This is a genomic window from Rhizobium sp. N324 (genome assembly GCF_001664485.1).
Lineage (GTDB): Bacteria > Pseudomonadota > Alphaproteobacteria > Rhizobiales > Rhizobiaceae > Rhizobium.
The window spans coordinates 909569-927361 of record NZ_CP013630.1; the positions used below are offsets into that span (position 1 = coordinate 909569).

15 protein-coding genes and 1 pseudogene are annotated in these 17793 nt (G+C 62.3%); 10 read left to right on the forward strand and 6 right to left on the reverse strand.

Annotated elements, in window-relative coordinates:
* Nucleotides 1-15 precede the first annotated feature (15 nt).
* Both AMK05_RS04335 and AMK05_RS04340 read left to right on the forward strand, forming a co-directional pair.
* On the forward strand, nt 16-735 hold the full coding sequence (locus tag AMK05_RS04335; protein WP_064836845.1) for an RlmE family RNA methyltransferase: 720 nt from the start codon (nt 16-18) through the stop codon (nt 733-735).
* Nucleotides 736-790: 55 nt separating this feature from the next.
* Nucleotides 791-1174: a VOC family protein gene (locus AMK05_RS04340; protein ID WP_064836847.1), complete on the forward strand. Its 384-nt coding sequence runs from the start codon at nt 791-793 to the stop codon at nt 1172-1174.
* 55 nt (nt 1175-1229) lie between these two features.
* Here the strand turns inward: AMK05_RS04340 and AMK05_RS04345 are convergent, their stop codons facing one another.
* Entirely contained in the window at nt 1230-2654 is a 1425-nt protein-coding gene (locus AMK05_RS04345) for a DHA2 family efflux MFS transporter permease subunit (protein WP_064836849.1), read from the reverse strand.
* A 251-nt stretch (nt 2655-2905) separates the two neighbouring features.
* On the opposite strand from AMK05_RS04345, the pseudogene AMK05_RS04350 reads away from it, so the two are divergent.
* The 3 genes and pseudogenes from AMK05_RS04350 (at nt 2906) to AMK05_RS04360 (ending at nt 6246) form a co-directional block, all read left to right on the forward strand.
* Nucleotides 2906-3998: pseudogene (locus AMK05_RS04350) on the forward strand (MBL fold metallo-hydrolase).
* A 209-nt stretch (nt 3999-4207) separates the two neighbouring features.
* Nucleotides 4208-5692, forward strand: coding sequence for an IMP dehydrogenase (gene guaB, locus AMK05_RS04355; RefSeq protein ID WP_064836853.1), 1485 nt, complete (start codon nt 4208-4210; stop codon nt 5690-5692).
* A gap of 2 nt (nt 5693-5694) precedes the next feature.
* Nucleotides 5695-6246, forward strand: coding sequence for a hypothetical protein (locus AMK05_RS04360; protein ID WP_064836855.1), 552 nt, complete (start codon nt 5695-5697; stop codon nt 6244-6246).
* 7 nt (nt 6247-6253) lie between these two features.
* Here the strand turns inward: AMK05_RS04360 and AMK05_RS04365 are convergent, their stop codons facing one another.
* Nucleotides 6254-7171, reverse strand: a complete 918-nt coding sequence (locus AMK05_RS04365; RefSeq protein ID WP_064836857.1) for a LysR family transcriptional regulator — start codon at nt 7169-7171, stop codon at nt 6254-6256.
* 92 nt (nt 7172-7263) lie between these two features.
* Here AMK05_RS04365 and AMK05_RS04370 point away from each other — a divergent pair, with 92 nt between their 5' ends.
* The 4 genes from AMK05_RS04370 to AMK05_RS04385 all read left to right on the forward strand — a co-directional run bounded on the left by AMK05_RS04370 (nt 7264) and on the right by AMK05_RS04385 (nt 12938).
* The gene (locus tag AMK05_RS04370) at nt 7264-8019 is read left to right on the forward strand and encodes an SDR family oxidoreductase (protein WP_064836859.1); all 756 of its coding nucleotides are present in this window, start codon (nt 7264-7266) and stop codon (nt 8017-8019) included.
* Nucleotides 8020-8128: 109 nt separating this feature from the next.
* Nucleotides 8129-8545 (forward strand): MAPEG family protein, encoded by a 417-nt coding sequence (locus tag AMK05_RS04375; RefSeq protein WP_064836861.1) that lies wholly within the window; start codon nt 8129-8131, stop codon nt 8543-8545.
* Nucleotides 8546-8876: 331 nt separating this feature from the next.
* Nucleotides 8877-11933 carry an autotransporter outer membrane beta-barrel domain-containing protein gene (locus AMK05_RS04380; RefSeq protein ID WP_237352169.1) on the forward strand — a complete coding sequence of 1019 codons (3057 nt, stop codon included), beginning with the start codon at nt 8877-8879 and terminating at the stop codon, nt 11931-11933.
* 363 nt (nt 11934-12296) lie between these two features.
* The gene (locus AMK05_RS04385; RefSeq protein WP_064836865.1) at nt 12297-12938 is read left to right on the forward strand and encodes a TetR family transcriptional regulator; all 642 of its coding nucleotides are present in this window, start codon (nt 12297-12299) and stop codon (nt 12936-12938) included.
* A gap of 20 nt (nt 12939-12958) precedes the next feature.
* Here the strand turns inward: AMK05_RS04385 and AMK05_RS04390 are convergent, their stop codons facing one another.
* Entirely contained in the window at nt 12959-13915 is a 957-nt protein-coding gene (locus tag AMK05_RS04390; protein ID WP_003588350.1) for a LysR substrate-binding domain-containing protein, read from the reverse strand.
* A gap of 204 nt (nt 13916-14119) precedes the next feature.
* Between AMK05_RS04390 and AMK05_RS04395 the strand changes: the two genes are divergently transcribed.
* Entirely contained in the window at nt 14120-14419 is a 300-nt protein-coding gene (locus tag AMK05_RS04395; protein WP_064836867.1) for a DUF1127 domain-containing protein, read from the forward strand.
* 88 nt (nt 14420-14507) lie between these two features.
* Here AMK05_RS04395 and AMK05_RS04400 read toward each other — a convergent pair whose 3' ends face one another.
* The 3 genes from AMK05_RS04400 to AMK05_RS04410 form a co-directional block, all read right to left on the reverse strand.
* On the reverse strand, nt 14508-15371 hold the full coding sequence (locus AMK05_RS04400; RefSeq protein WP_064836870.1) for a DUF937 domain-containing protein: 864 nt from the start codon (nt 15369-15371) through the stop codon (nt 14508-14510).
* 148 nt (nt 15372-15519) lie between these two features.
* Nucleotides 15520-16893, reverse strand: coding sequence for a glutamate--cysteine ligase (locus tag AMK05_RS04405; protein ID WP_064836872.1), 1374 nt, complete (start codon nt 16891-16893; stop codon nt 15520-15522).
* A 148-nt stretch (nt 16894-17041) separates the two neighbouring features.
* The gene (locus AMK05_RS04410; RefSeq protein ID WP_064836875.1) at nt 17042-17779 is read right to left on the reverse strand and encodes a 16S rRNA (uracil(1498)-N(3))-methyltransferase; all 738 of its coding nucleotides are present in this window, start codon (nt 17777-17779) and stop codon (nt 17042-17044) included.
* Nucleotides 17780-17793 lie beyond the last annotated feature (14 nt).

Genomic DNA, 17793 nt, shown 5'->3' on the forward strand with positions numbered 1-17793 from the left:
GGATAAGGAGAACGCATGACCAAGGCACCGATCGCGGGAAACCGCACCGGCCGCAAGCTCGGCCAGCGCGTCAAGAACAAGAAGATGAAGGCCTCTTCCCGGCAATGGCTGCAGCGCCACATCAACGATCCCTATGTGCAGCGCGCCCAGCTCGAGGGCTATCGCGCCCGCGCCGCCTTCAAGCTTTTGGAGATCGACGAGAAGCACCATATCCTGCGCGGCGCCAAGCGCATCATCGATCTCGGTGCTGCCCCCGGCAGCTGGTCGCAGATCGCCGCCAAGGTCACCGGCTCGACGGATGAGGATATCCGTGTGGCCGCCATCGATTTTCTCGAAATGGCCCAACTGCCCGGCGTCAAGATCCTGCAGCTCGATTTCCTCGATCCCAGTGCGCCGGAAATGCTGCTGGAGGCCGTCGGCGGCACGCCCGATCTCGTCATTTCCGATATGGCGGCACTCACCACCGGCCACCACCGCACCGACCATTTGCGCACCATGCATCTCTGTGAAGTCGCGGCCCAATTCGCGGTCGAGGTGCTGGGGGAGGGCGGGCATTTCCTCACCAAGACCTTCCAGGGCGGCACCGAGCGTGAGCTGCTCGCCATGCTGAAGCAGAACTTCCGCCAGGTCGTCCATGTCAAGCCGAACGCCTCGCGCGCCGAATCGGTCGAGATGTTCCTGCTGGCCAAGGGGTTCAAGGGGCGCAAGGCCGAAGGTGACGCTGAGAACGCTTGATCTTCGGCCGGTCCGGGCCGATGATGGCGGCACCAAGAGCTGAGCTGCTGGTCCCATGCTTCTCTACGTCACGCTCGGAACCAATGATCTGTATCGCGCAGGGCATTTTTATGATGCCGTGCTGCCTCTGCTCGGCTATCGCCGTCAGCATTATTCGGAGGAGGAAATCGGCTATTCCGCCGAGAGCGATACGCGCTGCCGCTTCTGGGTGGTGACGCCGTTCAATCGCCGCCGGGCGGCTGCCGGCAACGGCACCATGGTAGCGTTTGCGGCCGACACGCGGGCCGCCGTCGATGCCTTCCACGCGGCTGCGATCGCGGCAGGTGCGGTCGATGAAGGCGGGCCGGGCCTGCGCTCCTACCACGCCCATTTCTATGCCGCTTATGTGAGGGATCTCGACGGCAACAAGCTCTCTGCCGTCTGCGAAAACCCCGAATAGCTTACGGCGCCGCGCGTTTTTTCAGGCGCGCAAAGGACGCTACGGCGCCTTGAGCCTATTTCACCGCCGGCTGCTCGGCTTCGATCGGAGACTGCGTTACCACCTTTGCGCGGTGGCCGGAAACGAGTGCGCCGGCGTTGCGGTCCATTCTGACGAAGGGAATGGTGGCGATGACGGTCAGTCCGGCGATGATATAGAAGGTTAGGTGGAAATCGGCGACCTGCAATGCTTCGCCCCTGATATAGATCGAGCTTTCCAGGATCGCGGCGGCGACTGCAACGCCGAGCGCCAGGCTGATCTGCTGCATCACCGAGCTCATCGATGTCGCCTGGCTGGCTTGCGCATCGTCGATATCGGCGAAGGCAAGCGCATTGACGCCGGTGAACATGAACGAGCGGGAGAAGCCGCCGATGAGCAGCACGCCGATGATGACCAGATGCGGCGTTGCCGGAGTGAACAGGCCAGTGACGACGGTCACGAGCGTCGTCACCATGGCGGCGCAAAGCAGTGTCGTGCGGAAGCCGGCGGCCGCGAAGACGCGCTTTGCCATGAATTTGGTGGTGATTGCCCCGATCGCCCCGGCAAAGGTGATCATGCCGGATTGGAACGGCGTCAGCCCGAAACCGAGCTGCAGCATCAGCGGCGTCAGGAAGGGCATGGCGCCGACGCAGACGCGAAAGAGCGTGCCGCCGAGCGTCGAGGCCCGGAAGGTCGGGTTCTTGAACAGATCGAGGTTGAGGATCGGCGCCGCGTGGCGCTTCGCATGGCGCACATACAGAACGCCGCAGACGAGGCCGATTACGGTGGCGGTGACGCCGATGATCGGCGGCAGGGCCGGCAGGCTGACCACCGACAGGCCGAAGACGACGCCCGCGGCAGACAGCGAAGTCAGCACGAAGCCGGTGAAATCGAGCTTCGGCGGGGCCATCGCCTCGACCTCCGGCAGGAAGATCGTCGCCAGCCAGATGCCGATGATGCCGACCGGCACGTTGATCAGAAAGATCCAGTGCCAGCTGAAATAGGTGGTGATGAAGCCGCCGAGCGGCGGGCCGGTGAGCGGCCCGACCAAGGCCGGGATGGTCAGCAGCGCCATGGCCGAAACGAGATCGCTGCGCTTGGTCGTGCGCACCAGCACGAGGCGGCCGACCGGCGTCATCATCGCCCCGCCCATGCCCTGCAGGAAGCGGGCGAAAACGAATTCGACGAGGTTGGAGGAAATGGCGCAGAAGATCGATCCGATGACGAAGACCGAGATGGCCAGGCGGAAGATTTTCTTGGCGCCGAACCGGTCGGCCATCCAGCCGCTGACCGGGATGAACACCGCCAGCGCCACCATATAGGAGGTCAGCGCCAGCTTCAGCGTGATCGGCCCGACATGGAGATCCCTAGCGATCGCCGGCAGCGCCGTTGCAATGACGGTGGAGTCCATCTGTTCCATGAAAAGAGCGACGGCGAGGATCAGCGGAACGATGCGGTTCATAGGCGGGAGGCCTTGATGGGCTGCGGATGGGAGCTGGGAAGGCCCGTGCTGTTTAGTCCCACTTCGAAAGCCTGCCAATCCCTCAATCCGCCTCGACGACACGTTTGCTTCACGTCTGCGTGAGACGGCTTGTCCGACAACGTCGCGTGGCAAGATTGAGATATGTCTGTTCCGCCGAGGGAGGAAATCCGGCCGGAATCGATATCGGGGGCCGTGCGGCGACGCACCGCACGTCATGGAAGGATGGACATATGGCAATTTCGTCAGGAATAAAGCGGCGCACCCTTTTTGCCGCAGGCCTTGGTATTACAGCGCCGCGCGTCTTTTCAGACGCGCAAAGGACGCTGTAACACTTTGATTGCTGCATAATTTTATCCTTAAATCGAATAGGATTTAAGGAATTATGCAGTCACGGCGCCGGTCATTTTAAGAGAGAAGGCCGAAGCGGCCGCGACTGGAGAAACGAATAAAATGGATTTAACGCCTGCGCCGCAGATCAATCAATTCAAGCTCGGTTCCTATAAGTTCACCGTCGTCCGCGATGGCATCAACATCTCCGAAAACCCGCATGAAACCTATGGCACCGATCAGGACCCCGAAACCGTAAGGGCATTGCTGAGCGCAAACTTCCTGCCGGCCGACAAGCTGGTGAACGGCTATGCGCCTGTTCTCATCGATACCGGTTCGGAGGTCATTCTCGTCGATACCGGCTTTGGCGCCGCCGGCCGCTCACGCGGTCTCGGAAAGCTCGTTGACGGCCTGACGGCTGCGGGATACTCGGCCGACGACGTCACCGTCGTCGCGCTCACTCATCTGCATGGCGACCATATCGGCGGCCTGATGGAAGATGGTACGCCCGCCTTCAAGAACGCCCGCTATGTTGTCGGCCAGACGGAATATGATTTCTGGTCGAACAAGGCGCGCGAGGGCACGCCGGCCGAAGCTGGCCACAAGGCGGTGCTCGCCAATGTCGTGCCGCTTGCCGAAAAGATCACCTTCATCAAGGATGGCGCCAGCCTCGCGCCCGGCATGACGGCGATGCTGGCGGCCAGCCACTCGCCGGGGCATATGGTCTTCCACGTCGAATCCGAAGGCAAACGCCTCGTTGTCACAGGCGATACCGCCAACCATTATATTCTGTCGCTGCTGCGGCCGGATTGGCAGGTGCGTTTCGACATGGACAAGGCGCAGGCCGCCGCCACGCGCCGCAAGGTCTTCGACATGATCGCGACCGAGAAGATTGCCTTTCTCGGCTACCACATGCCGTTCCCGGCGGTCGGTTTTGCCGAGAAGCAGGATGGCGGCTATCGCTTCGTGCCGAAGACCTATCAGTTCGACATCTGATCGAGAGCCGTTCGGGGTTTCCCGGAATTGCTCTCTGTGCATGGCACCCATGACGAGCTCGGCGGACAGGCCGGGCTTTTTGCTATTTCCTTCCTGTCATAGACGTGTTACCAGCCCTCGCCAACTTCCAAGCAATCCCATGCACACCGCCGGGGCGGACGATTCGTTTCCGGGCCAGGTTGCATTTTCTGAAATGAAGGAATTTGGCCATGGCACGCATCATTGAAACGGCAACCGGCGCGGACGCGCTTACCTTCGACGACGTGCTGCTGCAGCCCGGCCATTCCGAGGTCATGCCCGGCCAGACGAACATCGCGACCCGCATCGCCCGCGATTTCGATCTCAACATCCCGATCCTGTCTTCGGCCATGGATACCGTCACCGAAAGCCGTCTGGCGATCGCCATGGCCCAGGCCGGCGGTCTCGGCGTCATCCACCGCAACCTGACGCCGGTCGAGCAGGCCGAAGAGGTCCGTCAGGTGAAGAAGTTCGAAAGCGGCATGGTGGTCAATCCGGTCACCATCGGGCCGGAGGCAAAGCTGGCCGAGGCGCTCGGCCTGATGAAATCGCACGGCATCTCCGGCATTCCCGTCGTCGAGAAGTCCGGCCGGCTCGTCGGCATCCTGACCAACAGAGACGTCCGCTTCGCCTCCGATCCGGAGCAGAAGATCCACGAGCTGATGACCAAGGACAATCTGGTCACCGTTAAGGAGAGCGTCGATCAGCAGGAGGCCAAGCGCCTCTTGCATTCGCATCGCATCGAGAAGCTGCTCGTTGTCGATACCGAAGGCCGCTGCGTCGGCCTCATCACCGTCAAGGACATCGAGAAGTCGCAGCTGAACCCGAACGCCTCCAAGGATGCGCAGGGCAGGCTTCGCGCCGCCGCCGCCATCAGCGTCGGCGATGACGGCTTCGAGCGGGCCGAGCGGCTGATCGATGCCGGCGTCGACCTTCTGGTCGTCGATACCGCTCATGGCCATTCGCAGCGCGTGCTCGATGCCGTCACCCGGGTGAAGAAGCTCTCCAACTCGGTGCGCATCATGGCCGGCAACGTCGCCACCTATGACGGCACGCGGGCGCTGATCGATGCCGGTGCGGATGCTGTGAAGGTCGGGATCGGCCCGGGCTCGATCTGCACGACCCGCATCGTCGCCGGCGTCGGCGTTCCCCAGCTCGCCGCCATCATGTCGGCCGTTCAGGCGGCACAGGCTCAGGACGTGCCCGTGATCGCCGACGGCGGCATCAAATTCTCCGGCGATCTTGCCAAGGCGATCGCCGCCGGCGCTTCCGCCGTCATGATCGGCTCGCTGCTGGCCGGCACCGATGAGAGCCCGGGCGAGGTCTATCTCTACCAGGGCCGTTCCTTCAAGGCCTATCGCGGCATGGGCTCCGTCGGCGCCATGGCCCGAGGCTCGGCCGACCGCTATTTCCAGGCTGAGGTGCGCGACACGCTGAAGCTCGTGCCTGAGGGCATCGAGGGCCAGGTGCCGTATAAGGGTCCGGTCTCGGCCGTCGTCCACCAGCTTGCCGGCGGTCTCAAGGCGGCCATGGGTTATGTCGGCGGCAAGGACCTGAAGGATTTCCAGGAGCGGGCCACCTTCGTGCGCATCTCCGGCGCCGGTCTTCGCGAAAGCCACGCCCATGACGTGACGATCACCCGCGAGAGCCCGAACTATCCGGGCGCCGGTCTCTGATCATGAAGGCGGGCAGTGGGATTCCGCTCTGGATCGTCGCGCTGCTCGCCGCCCTCTGCCTTGCCGTGCTCGCCTGGACGACCTTCGGCTTCGTCGTGCCGTTCAAGCACGAAACCGGGCAGGCGGTGCTCGACACCTATTTCGCCGGCTACGACGAAGCGGCCGTCTTCCACATGCAGACGCTGCTCGATCAGAACGAGACGGCGGCGAAGCTGCTCCGCGCCATGTATTTCGGGCCAGAGCTAATCTTTCCTGCCTTGCTGACGGCGCTGCTGTTTCTCGCCTTGCTCAAGCTTGGCCCTCTCGGTGTGTGGTTCGGACGATCGCATCCGCTCGTCGGCCAGGCGATCTATCTGCTGCCCTTCGTCTACGGCATCGCCGACTACGGCGAGAACATTGCGAGCCTGATCGCCTTCGGCGACAGTTCTTCCACAGGCCTTGCCGCGCAGCTGCTGCCATGGATGACAAGGCTGAAATTCGCGAGCCTCACCATCTCGTCCATCGTCCTTGTCAGGCTTGCCATCGCCCGTTGGCTGTCGCCAGACCGGGATTAAGGCGGCGTCAGCTCCTCCTCCGCCAAACCGGATTTGACAGTCTCGCCATCATGAAATCGGCAAGGACCTCGACCTTCGCTGGCCGGCTCTGAGCCGAAGGGGTGACGAAATACAGTGCGCCGGTCGGCAGCGTCCAGTCGGGAAGGATTGGCGTCAACTGGCCGTCGACGAGATAGTCATGCGCGAGAAACTCGGGTAGTTCGATGATCCCGAGGCCCCGTAGCGCCATTGGCACCAACGCTTGCGAATTGGTGGCCCTGAGAGAGCCGCTTGGTGAGATGACCTCCTCCTTGCCTTCGCTATTGCGCAGGCGCCAGACATCCTGTCGCGCCCTGTAGGCGTATCCGAGGCAATGGTGAGCCGTTAGCTCGCGGGGATGTTCCGGCACGCCGTAGTGTTTGAGGTATGCGGGTGCCGCGAGAATGAAGCGATCCACCGGCGCCAGCTTGCGCGCGACCAATGACGAATCCGGCAGTACCGCAATTCTGAGTGCCGCATCGAAGCCGCCTCCCACGATATCGACGACAGCATCGCTCATGTGCAGGTCGATGGAAATCTCCGGAAAGAGCTCGAAAAAGTCAGGCAGGATCGGGGCCAGCCAGCGTGTCCCAAAGTCCATCGGCGCGGCAAGCCTGATCAGCCCCTTCGGCCGGGTGGCAAGCTCCCTGGCGGCATCCTCTGCCATCTCGGCCTCGGCATAGATCCGTGCGGCGCTGTCGACCAGTCGCAGGCCGAAATCGGTCAAAGCCAGCTGTCGAGAGGTGCGGTTGAAGAGCCTTGCGCCCAGCCTCTGCTCAAGACGGCTTACGGCCCGCGAAACTGTCGGCACAGACACGCCGAGCGTGTGCGCAGCCCGAGCGAAAGAACGCTCCTCGGCGACCTTTGCGAACATCGCCAGTCCCTCGAAATCGGGAAAGTTGTTCATTTCATTCCTGAAACAATGGATTTCAATTCTTTCTATTCTGAAATGATACCCTCGTCCATATCTCAGCTTCAGTCGAGCCAAAGGAGACGACAATGACACAACGATTGAATGCGAAGATTGCAGTTATCACCGGCGCCACGTCCGGGATCGGCCTTGCCGCAGCGAAGCGCTTCCTGGCTGAGGGCGCGCGGGTCTTCATCACCGGCCGCCGCAAGGATGTTCTCGATGCGGCAGTCGCTGAAATCGGCGGCGGGGTTGTCGGAATCCAGGCGGATTCAGCCAACCTCGTTGACCTCGATCGCCTCTATGAAAAGGTGAAGGCTGAGGCCGGGAGAGTTGACGTGCTCTTCGTCAACGCAGGTGGCGGCTCCATGTTGCCTCTCGGCGAAATCACGGAAGAGCAGTACGACGATACATTCGATCGAAACGTGAAAGGGGTTCTCTTTACGGTGCAGAAGGCCTTGCCGCTGCTCTCGCGAGGAGCATCGGTCATCTTGACGGGATCAACAGCAGGCTCCAGCGGCACACCCGCCTTCAGCGTCTACGCCGCATCGAAAGCCGCCTTGCGCAGCTTTGCGCGCAACTGGATCCTCGACTTGAAGGATCGCGGCATTCGGATCAACACGCTCAGTCCTGGCCCGACGGAAACGACCGGGCTGGTCGAATTGGCGGGTAAGGATCCAGCCCACCAGCAGGGTTTGCTCGATGCCCTGGCGGCCCAGGTGCCAATGGGCAGGGTTGGCCGTGCCGAGGAGGTTGCCGCTGCCGCACTCTTCCTCGCCTCGGATGATTCCAGCTTCGTCACCGGTGCCGAACTCTTCGTCGATGGCGGCAGCGCCCAGGTGTAAAGGCAATATCGGCTTTGCGGATGCCCGCGGCGAGCCGGCCCTGGCATCCGCTGAATCTTTCGGCTAATGCTCCTCGCGACATGCGAAAGCGGGAAAAGGAAGTGCCGAAATGACCGGCTATGAAATCTTTTGGCCACTGCTTGCCCATGTGGCGCTGGTCTACGGTCTTTATGCGCTTCTTGGGCAGCGGCGCGGAAAAATGGTCCGCGCCGGCAGCATCGCAAAATCGGATTATCGCGAAAATCGCGGCGAGCCGGGCGAAAGCCTCGTCGTCAAGAACTGCCTTGCCAACCAGTTCGAATTGCCGGTGCTGTTTTACGCCTGCTGTATTCTTCTTTATGTCACCGAGGCCGATAATATCGTCGCCGTCGGCCTCGCCTGGCTTTTCGTTGCCCTGCGTTATGCCCATGCCGCCGTCCATGTGACCAGCAACAACCTCCGCTACCGCAGCCCGCTCTTTGCCGCCGGCTACCTCGCGCTCGCCGCCATGTGGGTCTGGCTCGCCGCCTGGATGGCAATGGGATAGCGCCTGCCGCACTACCGGCCCACCGCGGATCGGAATCGGTTCAAGGTCAGAATTATTCTGCAATTCAAAATGTTACAGCATTCCTCACGCGTCTGAAAAGACCGACGACGCTGTCGTCTGCCGACAATATAGTCATGCGCACCTGCGCCGGTTCACAAGGGTGGACTGGCTGGGAAACCGCTATTCTTCAGCGGCCGAAGAACAATTCAGAAACATGGTTACCAATATTTAAATCAATTGACCTATTTCTACGCGAGCGAATAGTGGCAGGGACGATTTGCGGGCGAAAATGGGTGAGAAGACAGACGGGGCGGCAACTCATCGGAGGACCATGCTGCGACTTGCGGGATCGGCGAGCACCGCGGCGCTGGCGCTGATGCTGGCGGCAGAGCCGGGATCTGCGCAGCAGGTCATCGGCGGCAGCGACACAGAGATCGTCGACGGCAACGACCCGGGCGGCACCGGCCCGGGCACGCAACCGAGCCCATGGACGATCAATGACGACCTCCTGATTGGCGAGCAGAACGGCGACGATGCGACCCTGATCATCCGTAACGGCGGCACGGTCGGCAATGACACCGGCGTGCTTGGCGTCGATCCCGGCGCCAGCGGCACGGTGACGATTACGGGGCCGGGTTCGAGCTGGAGCAATTCCGACGATCTTTATATCGGTCACCAGGGTGCCGGCGCGCTGACCATCGAAGATGGGGCCTCGGTCGACAACATATACGGCCACATCGGCTACTTCTCCGGCGCCAGTGGCACGGTGACGGTCACTGGCACCGGTTCGACCTGGACGAATTCCCAGGATCTGACCATCGGCGACAGCGGCACCGGCACGCTGACCATCTCGAATGGCGGGACGGTCAGCAGCACATTCGGCTATATCGGCAACGATATCACGGCTGTCGGTGCGGTGGTCGTCACCGGCGCAAACTCGCTCTGGAGCAATACCGATGATGTCTCGGTCGGCGAGGTAGGCACGGGATCGCTGACCATTTCGAACGGCGGCACTGTCACCGGCAGCTTTGGTTACGTCGGCTTCAGTACGGACGGCAGCGGCGTGGCCAGCGTGACCGGCGCGGGGTCGAGCTGGATCAATTCCAATGAGCTATCTGTGGGCGAATTCGGCTCCGGCAGCGTGACGATCGAGAACGGCGGCCTGATTTCGGCTTCCGGGGTCGTCATCGCCGACGATTCGGGTGCGACGGGAACGGTAAACATCGCCGGAAGCGCCGGAAACGGGCGTGGCGTCCTGGAGACCGGTTATATCGACAGCGGCGCCGGTGACGCCAGCCTCGTCTTCGACGGCGGCATTCTGCGCGCAACGGGCAATGAGGCAAATTTCCTCGGCGGTTTCAGCGCCGGCGAGGTCATCTTCGATGCGGGCGGCGCCTTTATCGACACCAACGGCTTTGCCATCGGCATATCAACGGATCTGCAAGGGACCGGCGGCCTCACCAAGCAGGGCAGCGGTACGCTGACGCTGTCCGGCACCAACAGCTATTCCGGGATAACGACGGTCGAGGCCGGCACCCTGCTGGCGGGCAGCGCCGGCGCCTTCGTGCAGAACGGCGCCTATGCGGTCAACGGCGGCATCCTCGATCTCGGCGGCTTCGACCTGACCATGGGGCAGCTTTCGGGAAGCGGTGGCGAGATTGCGATCGGCAGCGCCGACTTGACCATCGACCAGGCGAGCGATGGCACCTATGGCGGCATATTCTCCGGCAGCGGCGACCTCACCAAGCTCGGCAGCGGCACCTTGCGCCTGACCGGCGATAGTTCGGCCTTTGCAGGCACGACCACGGTTTCGGGTGGCCGTCTCATCGTCAACGGCAGTCTCGGCGGCATCCTGACGATGACTGGCGGCAGGCTGGGCGGGTCGGGTGATGTCGGTGCGCTGAGCGCCGGCGCCGGCGTCACCATTGCGCCCGGCAACTCGATCGGAACCTTGACCGTCGGCGGCAACCTCACTTTCGATGCGGGCGCCACCTATGAGGTCGAGGTCGATCCAGCCGGTACCGCCAGCGATTTGATCTCGGTCACCGGCACCGCGTTTCTCAACGGCGCCACCGTTAGCCACATCGGCATGAATGGCGACTACAAGCCGTTCTCCACCTATACGATCCTGACCGCGAGCGGTGGAATCAGCGGGACATTCGGCGTCGTCACCTCCAATTATGCCTTTCTGGATGCCGACCTCTCCTACGATCCGAACAATGTCTATCTGGAAATCGCACGCAACGATGTAAGTTTCAGCGACATGGCGGCGACACGCAACCAGTTTGCCGCGGCGCAGGCTGCCGAGGCACTCGGCACCGGCAACGACATCTACGATGCCATTGTCAGCTTGCCCGACGACGAGCCCCAGGTGCAAGCGAGCTTCGACGCGCTTTCCGGCGAAATCCACGCCTCGATCGAAACGGCGCTGATCACGCAGAGCCTGTTTGTCCGCGAGGCCGCCAACGAACGGCTGCGGTCTGCTTTCGGCAATGCCGGCGCCACCGCGACCCCGAGACAGGCCTTCGGGCCGGGCGCTCCGGAACTGATCGCTGCCGCTGACCCCGACGCGCCGGTGTTCTGGAGCACCGCCTTCGGCGGCGGAAGCGAGATACGCACGGATGGCAATGCCGCCACCCTCAACCACCGGACCGGCGGTTTTCTCGCCGGCGTCGACACCAGCTTCGATGACATCCGCTTCGGCCTGATGGCCGGTTACAGCAATTCCGGCTTCGATCCGCGCCACCGCGCTTCCTCGGGATCGAGCGACGATTATCACCTCGGTCTTTACGCCGGCACGCAATGGGGCGGTCTCGCCTTCCGATCCGGACTGGCTCATACCTGGCATCAGATCGACACCAGCCGCCGCGTCACCATCGGCAGCTTCGAGGACAGGCTGGAAGCAAGCTATGACGCCGGCACGGTGCAGGCCTTTGCGGAGCTGGGCTACCGGTTTGAGACGGCGGCGGCCGCGTTCGAGCCCTTCGCCAATCTTGCCCATGTCGGTATTCGAACGGCGGATTTCGCCGAAGAGGGCGGGGCCGCCGCGCTCGACGGCGCCGGCCGCACGACCAATACCACGATAACAACGCTTGGCCTGCGTACCGAAATGGATATCCGCCTGGGACCGACGAACGCCACGCTGCGCGGCATGGCGGGCTGGCGACATGCCGCCGGCGACGTCGTTCCGCTATCGACGCAGGCTTTCGCAGGTGGGGAGGCGTTCACCGTCTATGGTGTGGCGCTGGCGGAGAACGCCTTCGTGCTCGACGCCGGGCTCGACTTCGACCTCAGCGAGGGCTCTGCCCTTGGCATCGGCTATTCCGGCCAGATCGCCGACAACGCGCAGCAGCATGGGGTCAGGGCGACCTTGTCGATGAAATTCTAGAGCATGTCGCGCAAAAGTGCACGGCGGTTTTGCGATGACGACATGCGTAAAAACAAAAGATCTAAAGCGCGAAGAGCGAATCTTAAAGATCGCGACGCGCTTTAGCATCGGCTGAGCCGTGCAGCGAAGGGCGAGTCGTCTGCACCTCTCCTTCAGTACGGATTTCGCAACTATTTACAGCTTTGAGGCGACAATACAACTCAAGGGAGCGCGCCTAGAGTCCGGTTTTTTCTAGGCTTTTGCCGGTCGTTAAAATGCGAGCGTTTTCATTTACGGCTGATGAAGACCTGCAATGTCATACCCGCCCGACGCGCTGATTTGGCATGATGCCTACCCCGCGCGAACGATAAGAATGGGAACGACATGGGCGTGGAAAGCATGGACCGGATCGGCTTGCGCAGGAAGCCGAAGCAGGAGCGCAGTATCCAGAGGCTGGATGTCATTCTCGCCGCCGCCGCCAAGATCATTGCCGAAAAGGGCGTCAGCGCCATGCGCATGACGGAACTCGCCGTCGCCGCCAAAGTGCCGATCGGCTCGGTCTACCAGTATTTTCCCGAAAAGGCGGCGATCGTCAAAGCCCTGTTCGACCAGCACGCCTTAGCAATCCAGGCGAAGACGGCGGCGATGTTTGCCGACGTTCAGACGCTCGACCAGGCGCTCGACCTCGTCTGCGACATGATCGATTGGTACTACGAGTCCTACCACGATGATCCCGTCTATCTTGGCGTCTGGATGGGAACGGAGACCGACCAGGATCTGCTGCAGCTGAATATCGAGCATAGCGGCCGGGTCGCCGGCATCTTTCACGAGGTCGTGCGCAGACTGGCGCCCGATCTTTGCGACGAAGAGATGTATGCGCGCACTTACCTCTTCAGCCACCTGATCGGCGCCGTCATCCGGCTTGCCGCCGTCAGCGAGGAGGCCCTGGCGCGGCGCATGCTCGATGAGTGGAAACGCGTCATCCGCCGCTCCCTTTTCGCCGCGACCGCAAAGCGCGCCGCCTGAGAGCGTTTACCCCTTACGTCTTACCAGCTTGGTACCATATTGGCGGCCTTCAGCCTTGGATAAAGGCGTGCCTGGGCGGATTTGACATCGGCCTCCAGCGTGTCGTCGACGACGGCAGGCGTGATGTTGTCGAGGCAGGCGGTGATATGCGCGGTGATCGCGTTCATCAGCGACAGCGACACGCCCGGCCGCTTCATGATGCCGATCTGCACCGGCGGCAGCGCCGGAAAGCCGTCCGCCTGGCTCAGCACCTTCATGCCGGTGCGCAGCGCCGATTCCGGCATCACCGAGACCGCCATGCCGGCAAGCACAGCGGCGGCAACGACGGTGCAGGACCAGCTGGTGAACAGGATCTGATGTTCGCGTCCCACCGCATCGAGCGCCGAGCAGGCAAGCTGGCGCCACTGGCAATCGCGCCGGCCGACGGCAAGCGGCACAGGCGCGTCGTCGCGGATCGGATGGTTGGCTGATCCGACCCAGCAGAGCGGCTCGGTTCTGACCACGTCGGACATCCGCTCGCGCGGATTGTGGGTGACGAGGGCGATGTCGAGCTCGCCCTTGTGCATGCGCTCGGCCAAATCCACCGAAGGCTCGCAGACGATGTAGAGCTCGACATTCGGATGCGTCTTGGCGAAGCGGCCGATGATCTCCGGCATGTAGCGGTCGGCATAATCATCGGGCGTGCCGATGCGCAGCGTCCCCTCCAGCCTGTTGTCGTCGAAGGCGGCGATCGCCTCATTGTTGAGGCGGATAATGCGGCGGGCGTAATTCAGCAGCTTCTCGCCCTCGACGGTCAGCCGGTTGCCGCGGCCGTCCTTGATGAACAGCTGCTTGCCGATGCGCTCTTCGAGACGGCGCATCTGCATGGAGACGGCTGATTGGGTCTTGTAGACCCTGTCGGCGGCCTTGGTGAAGCTGCCGGAATCGACGATGGCGATGAAAGTCTGCAACTGGTCGAGATCAAGAGGCGCGGACATGGTGTCACCCATAAAGATAGCTGATGATAATCATTAGAAACATTCGTTGGACTGATCAATAGGTCTTTGGCATCTTCGGGGTGCAAATCACGCAAAGTGAAGGACAGACACCCTGCCTGTCCAAGCAGAATTCAGCCTTATCCCTTCCCGCATGACCTCGCGGGAGGGGTGGGTTGTTGCGTGCCCTAGAGAAAGGAGAGTTCGATGCTTATGACAAACCGGACAACAGAACTCGACTGCGGCAAGCTCGCCCCGACGCTTTTCCAGCGCCTGGTGGCAGGCCTCGCTCCGCTGGTCTCCCTCTTTCGCGGGTTCCGCAATCGCATGGAGATCAACACGCTGCACGATCTGAATGACAGTCAGCTGAGGGATATCGGCCTGAGCAGGGCCGACCTGACCTCTGCGTTCCTGGCCTCGACCTTTTTCGAGGATCCGTCGGAACATCTGACGCGCTCGGCGCGCAATCGCTGGCGCCTGCAGCTCTTCCGCTCCGACAACGAATAGGAGCGTCGAGTTTCCCCGCAGGGTGATAGCCAATAGCCCTGCCGCTTGACCCGGAGACCGGCTTTTCCCAAGCCATCTCCGGGTTTTTTTATGCCTTGGTTTGAGGCGGCTTCGGCCGATAGGTTTCGAAGATCGCTTCCAGGTTCCTCTGATAGGTCTTCTGCACCTCAAGCCCGCTGTCGAACATGGCGTTCAGTATCTGGGTATAGCTGTCGGCGTTGACCTTCGCCTCTTCCTTCGGCGCCTCGGGCGTCTTGGCCGCCGGTTGCTTGGCCGCCGGCGGCTGTCCAAGCCCGGCCATCATCTCCTGGAAGGCCTTGGCGAAGGGATTGTCGAGGAAGGGGTTCGGCTGGGGTGCCGGTTCGGCCTTCGGTACCGCAAACATCTGCTGCATCGCCTGCGTGAAGGGATTGTCGAAGATGCTCGGCTGCGCGGCCTTCGGCTTCGGCGCGAAGCCGGTACTTTCGAGCCATTGCTGGATGCTCTCGCCCATCGCCGTGTTGACGAAGGGGTTGACCGGCGAAGCCATCTGGCCGGTCGTCTGCTTGAAGAGCCCGCCCATCAGCGTATCGGCCAGAACGGGCAGCATCCGCTTGTAGATATCCTGGCCGATGCCGGTCATCTGTGCGGCCTGGGCGGCGACCGCGCGCGAAACCTCCTTCGAGCCGAACAGCTGGGCAAGGATGTTGTTGCCGTCGGAAATGCCCTCCGGCGTGAAGGCCCGGCTCATATCCTCGAAATAGCGCGCATAATTGCCGGAGGACACCGCCTGCATCAGCCCGACGAAATCGTAGGGGTTGCTGGTGCTGCGCTTCAGGCCGGCTGAGAAGGCCGGCATCAGCGCCGCCATCGCCTTGGTCGCCTGTTCCTGCGCAAGGTTGAACTGGCGGGCGATCGCCTCCATCGCCGCGCCGTTCTGCGCCTGCATCATCATGTCGAAGAGTGGCAGCATGGAGGTCCCTTTCCCCGAGTCGTGACGCTGGTAACGCCACTATATCCGGAAAAGGTAATGTGCAAACGGCTTTTTGCCATAAGAACTTAAAGCCGTTCCGGCAAAAGTGCGAAACGGTTTTTCGAGTGGCAGAGAAACCGCGACAGGCTCAGTACTGATAGTCCTCGAAGACCGGTTCCACCGAGCCGTTCCAGCGGCCGTGATAGAGCCACAGCAGATCCTCGGCGAGTGTCGCCTTCTTGGCAAGCACCTCGTCGAGCGGCGCCAGGAAGATCGTTTCGTCCTGGCCTTCGCGGTTGAGCTTGCCGCGCGCCTTGAGGCCGGCCCTCGATAGGCCGAGCACTTCGCGCGCGGTGTCGAAGAGCGGATGCCCGCGAAATTCAGCCTTCAGCCCTTGCGCCGGAACGGCATTGCGCAGGGCCTCGACCTCTGCAAAGCCCCAGTCTTTCGTCAGTTCGTCGGCAGCGTCGAGTGCGGCATCGTCGTAGAGCAGGCCGACCCAGAAGGCCGGCAAGGCACAGATACGCCGCCACGGGCCGCCGTCGGCACCGCGCATTTCGAGAAACCGCTTCAGCCGCACGTCGGGGAAGAGCGTCGAAAGATGGTTTGTCCAGTCGCCCATCGTCGGCGAGGGATCAGCGACCTCGCCCTTCAGCGCCCCGTTCATGAACTGGCGGAAGGTGACATGGGTGCAGTCGTGATAGCAGCCGTCGCGGACGATGAAATACATCGGCGCGTCGAGCGCCCATTCGGCATAGTCGCGGAAGCCGAAATCGTCGCGGAAGGTGAAATCGAGCAGTCCGGCGCGCCGGTTGTCGACATCGCGCCAGATATCGCCGCGCCAGGAAAGCAGCCCGTTCGGCTTACCCTCGGTGAAGGGCGAGGATGCGAAAAGGGCGGTCGCCAGCGACTGCAGTTTCATCGAGACGCGCATCTTCTTGCGCATGTCGGCTTCGGAGGAGAAGTCGAGGTTCACCTGGATCGTGCAGGTACGGTACATCATGTCGAGGCCTTGGCTGCCGACCTTCGGCATGTAGCGGGTCATGATTTCGTAGCGCGATTTCGGCATTTGCGGGGTTTCCGCATAGGTCCATTTTGGGCTGCCGCCGATGCCGAGGAAGCGGATACCCATCGGTTCGGCGATGTCGCGCAGCGTCGCCAGGTGCTGGTTCGATTCCTTGCAGGTCTCGTGGATCGTTTCCAGCGGCGCGCCGGAGAGTTCGAACTGGCCGCCCGGCTCGATCGAGATCGCCCCCATGCCGCTCTGCTCGGCAAGGCCGATAATGTTGCCGCCGTCGGTGATCGGCTCCCAGCCGTTTTTCGCCTGCAGGCCGGTCAAAAGGGCCGAGATGCTGGCATCGCCGAAATAGGGAACCGGGCTGTTGTCGGCGCGGAAGAAGGCGAATTTCTCGTGTTCGGTGCCGATCCGGAAGCGCTCCCGCGGCTTGTTGCCGGCGGCGATGTAATCGGTCAGATCCTGGACCGATGAGAGCGGTGTCTGGTCGGTGGTGTCGCGGGCCATGCGGGCTACCTGTATTCGAAAAAGGCGCCCAGGGGGCCGGGCAGCTGGAAGGGTGATTAGGACCCAAGCCACGTATGTTGCAAGTGAAATTCTTTCAACGGCGCATCAAAAAAATAGCAGTGATTTCCATGTCCACCCGTTTTCGCAGTCAGCTCCAGTCGCCGATCGCCGCCTGGACCACGGCGAGCGCCGCAACGGCCGCCGTATCGGCCCTGAGGATGCGCGGCCCGAGCGGAATGGCGGTGACGAAATCGAGGCTTCGAAGCCGCGTCCGTTCCTCTTCGGAAAAGCCGCCTTCCGGCCCGACGAGCAGCGCGAGATGCCTTTCCCGGATCGCCGCGAGCACCGGCAGCGGGTTTTGCCCGGCATCGCCCTCGTCGCAATAGATGATGCGGCGCTCCTTCGGCCAGCGGTCGAGCAGGTCGAGAAGCCGCACCGGCTCGGCCACCTCGGGAATGCCGAGAACGCCACATTGCTCGGCGGCCTCGACGACATTGGCGCGCAGCTTGTCGAGATTGGTGATTTTGCCCTGGACGTGCTGGGTCATGACCGGCTGCAGCAGGCCGGCGCCCATTTCCACCGCCTTCTGCACCAGATAATCCATGCGGCCGACCTTGAGCGGCGCAAAGAGATAATGCAGGTCGCAGGGTGCCGGCTGCGGCCGCGTCTCTTCGATTGCGGTCAGCAGGATGCGTTTGCGCGTGGGGAAGGAGAGGCGCGCCTTCCACTCGCCGTCGCGGCCGTTGAAGAGCAGGACCTCCCCGCCTTCCTCCATTCTCAGCACATTGGCGAGATAATTGAACTGGTCGGCATTCGCCTCGAGGCCGGCACCGCTGGAAAGCGGCGCGTCGACAAAAAGCCGTTGCATGCGGAAATTGGCGCGCATTTAAAACTCGCGGG